This is a genomic window from Rhizobacter sp. P3_B12 (assembly GCF_056402895.1).
On record NZ_JBFUGN010000997.1, the window covers coordinates 1 to 2207 of the forward strand.

Genomic DNA, 2207 nt, shown 5'->3' on the forward strand with positions numbered 1-2207 from the left:
CCGGCGCGCTGACGGTGCTGGCCACCGTGTCGGCGGCGGTGCTGCCGCCGCTCGCCGGCGCCCTGCTGGCTGCCCTGGCGCTGGCCTGCGGCTGGCGCGCCATCGCACCCTCCGGCCAGGCCACGCTGCCGCTGGCGGGGCTCGCGGTGCTGTCGCTGCCGGTCGTCTCGTCGCTGCAGTTCTACGCCGGCTTCCCGCTGCGGCTGGTGACGGCGCAGTGCAGCACCTGGCTGCTGCAACTGGCCGGCCGCGCGGCCGAGCGCAGCGGCACCGCGATGGTGGTGGACGGGCAGCTGGTGATCGTCGATGCGCCGTGCTCCGGCGTGCAGATGGTGTGGATGGCGTACTTCTGCGCCTGCGCGGTGGCGCTGCTGGGCGGATTGCGCGAGCGCAGCTTCGTGYGGCGGCTGCCGGCGGTGGGCGCGCTGGTGCTGTGCGGCAACGTGTTGCGCAACACCGTGCTGGTGGCGCTGGAGTCGCGCGGGCCGCTGGCCGAGGCCTGGCACCAGGGCATCGGGCTCGCGGTGCTGGCGATGGTCTGCGCCGCGGTGGTGCGCCTGATGAAGGGGGTGGATGATGCTGCGCCGCAATGATCCCGAGGGACTGCGACACAAGCTGGGCTTCGCGGTGTTGCTGCTGGCCTGTGCGTTGACGCCGATGCTCGGCAACTCGCGCGAACGCGCCGGCGGCGAGGCTGCGGCCTTCGAATGGCCCCGCGAATGGGACGGCCGCACGCTGCGCCCGCTGGCGCTGAGCGCCGTCGAGCAGCGCTTTGCCGCGCAGTTCCCGGGCCGCATCGCGCGGCTCACCGACGGCGAGCAGGTGCTGGTGATGCGCGAGGTGCGCACGCCGACCCGCATGCTGCACCCGGCCGCCGATTGCTACCGCGGGCTCGGCTACCGCATCGAGCAGGCGCGGCTGGAACGCGACGACGCGCAGCGGCTGTGGCGCTGCTTCGTCGCCGAGCGCAACGGCCAGCGCACCCGCGTCTGCGAGCGGATCGTCGGCGCCGATGGTGCCGCGTTCACCGATGCATCCAGCTGGTTCTGGGCCGCGCAGCTCGGGCAGAGCACCGGCCCGTGGCAGGCCGTCACGACGGCGAGGGCCTTGTGATGAGCTGGCGTGTGCGATGGGCGCTGTGGATCGGCGGCGTGTCGCTCGGCCTCGTGCTCGCGCTGGGGGTCGGCGCCTGGGCGATGCTGCGCCTGCTGCGGCCGGCCGATGGCGAATGGTCCGAGACGCTGCACGTCGGGCCGTGGCGGCGCGCGATCAGCATGCCGACGGTGATCCGGCTCGCGACCCACCCGATGACGCTGCGGCTGCTTGAGGGCCGCACGCTGCGCACGCCGTTCGGGCGCGTCGCGTTCGCGCCTGACGGCCCCGACGGCTGGCGGGCGGTCTGCGCGCCGTGCGCTCTGCGCGGCATCGGCCTGCCCGGCGATGCGGTGCGGCTGACGCGCCTCGAACTCACGCTGGCGCGCGACGCCGACATGAACCTGCAAGGCGACTTCGCGCTCGGCGAGCCCGCGCATGCGGTGCGCGGCCGCTGGCGCGCGGTGCTGACGCAGCAGCAACTCGAGGTGAATGCGCAGGGCGACGTGACGCCGATCGCCGATGCGTTCGCGCTGTTCGCATCATCGATCCCGGAGCTGCCGCGCGCGCAGGTCGACGGGCTGATGCGCTTCGACCTGCGGCTGCGCCTGCCCGAGCGCACGCTGCAGTTCCGCCCGCGGCTCGACGGCTTTCGCGTCGCGGGGCTGGGCACCGAGGCGCTGATGAACGCGGCGCCGAACTGCGAGGCCGACGCGGTCGTGCCGGCCGGCGGCTTCGGCACCTGGCTGCCGCGCGCGGTGATCGCCGCCGAGGACCAGCGTTTCCACGAGCACCCCGGCTACGACCTCGACGAGATCGCCCAAGCGCTGTCGTTCGAGCCGCAGCGCGGGGCCAGTACGCTGTCGCAGCAGCTCGCGCGGCTGGTCTACACCGGCGGTGCGCGCGGCCACACGCGCAAGCTGCGCGAGCTGCTGTATGCCGTCGAGCTGGACCGCACGCTCGGCAAGGCGCGCGTGCTGCACCTCTACCTGTCGCTGGTGCCCTGGGGCAACGGGCGCTGCGGCGCGCAGGCCGCCGCCGCGCAGCTGCTGCACAAGCGGGTCGACAAGCTGACGCCGGCCGAGGCGGCCTGGCTCGCGAGCCTGCTGCACAAC

At 74.2% G+C, this 2207-nt stretch carries 3 protein-coding genes; all 3 read left to right on the forward strand.

All coding sequences use genetic code 11. The features are described 5' to 3' along the window. The coding region (xrtQ, locus tag AC1D01_RS31190; RefSeq protein ID WP_477873361.1) for an exosortase Q at positions 1-593 on the forward strand (593 nt) is incomplete at its 5' end. After that, a complete protein-coding gene (locus tag AC1D01_RS31195; protein WP_477873363.1) occupies positions 577-1113 on the forward strand; it encodes a hypothetical protein in 537 nt (178 codons plus the stop codon). The genes xrtQ and AC1D01_RS31195, both read left to right, overlap by 17 nt. Then, positions 1113-2207, forward strand: a 1095-nt coding sequence (locus AC1D01_RS31200; RefSeq protein ID WP_477873365.1) for a biosynthetic peptidoglycan transglycosylase, incomplete at its 3' end; no start/stop codon positions are given. The genes AC1D01_RS31195 and AC1D01_RS31200, both read left to right, overlap by 1 nt.